This is a genomic window from Pseudomonas sp. BN606 (assembly GCF_029873115.1).
GTDB lineage: Bacteria > Pseudomonadota > Gammaproteobacteria > Pseudomonadales > Pseudomonadaceae > Metapseudomonas.
This window is the reverse complement of the sequence record NZ_SSOF01000009.1, coordinates 1-644: the sequence shown is the minus strand read 5'-3', so window position 1 is coordinate 644 and position 644 is coordinate 1. Positions and strand designations below refer to the sequence as shown.

1 protein-coding gene is annotated in these 644 nt (G+C 63.7%); it reads right to left on the bottom strand.

What is annotated here, in order from left to right; genetic code table 11:
* Positions 1–644: DUF6396 domain-containing protein (locus E8E75_RS00050; RefSeq protein ID WP_280357620.1), on the bottom strand; the 644-nt coding region annotated here is incomplete at both ends.

Here is a 644-nt window from a genome sequence, read left to right as displayed (position 1 = left end):
GCGGTGGAATGTTGGCTTCGCGCGCTTCCAGCCATTTGAGCGTGCCGTCCCAGGGCGGCAGCTTGGCCGGTGGCAGCGGGACGATGTCGTTGATTTCGGGGATCGAGGGTTGGGCGTAGGAGTAGTTCCCCAGAACACGCCGGATCTTGTTGTAGCGCTCAGCGCGCTCTAGGTCTTCCTGTTGAGCAAGGTAATGCAGCCGATTATCTGGCTTTGGACCGCGAAAGCCATTACTCAGGAAAGAAGCCGAGGTGCTGTAACCTGCCGCCACCCCCAGCTGAAAAGCTTCAAGCGCCCCTTGGAAATCCCCTCTGTTTTTCAAGTTGACGCCCAGGTCTGTAGCCGCCTCCCCATGTCCCTGTTCGGCCGCGCAACGGCGCATCTGCCGAGCGATGTCCGGGGCGATATCGATGGGCGCCAGCTTGTCGGCCACAAGCGCCTGCCCCAGGGCGCTGCCCTCGTCGGCGGCCTTGCGGTAGTACCGCAGGGCCATGGCCGGGTCCTCCCGCAAGCCGGCTGAGCCGCGCTGCAGGAAGAGACCGACGAAGTAGTAGCCGGTGGCCACGCCGGCGTCGATCAGCTCCTGGCTCAAGCGCAGGCGCTCGGCACCGCGTACCTGGAAATGACTACGAAAGGCACCGTTC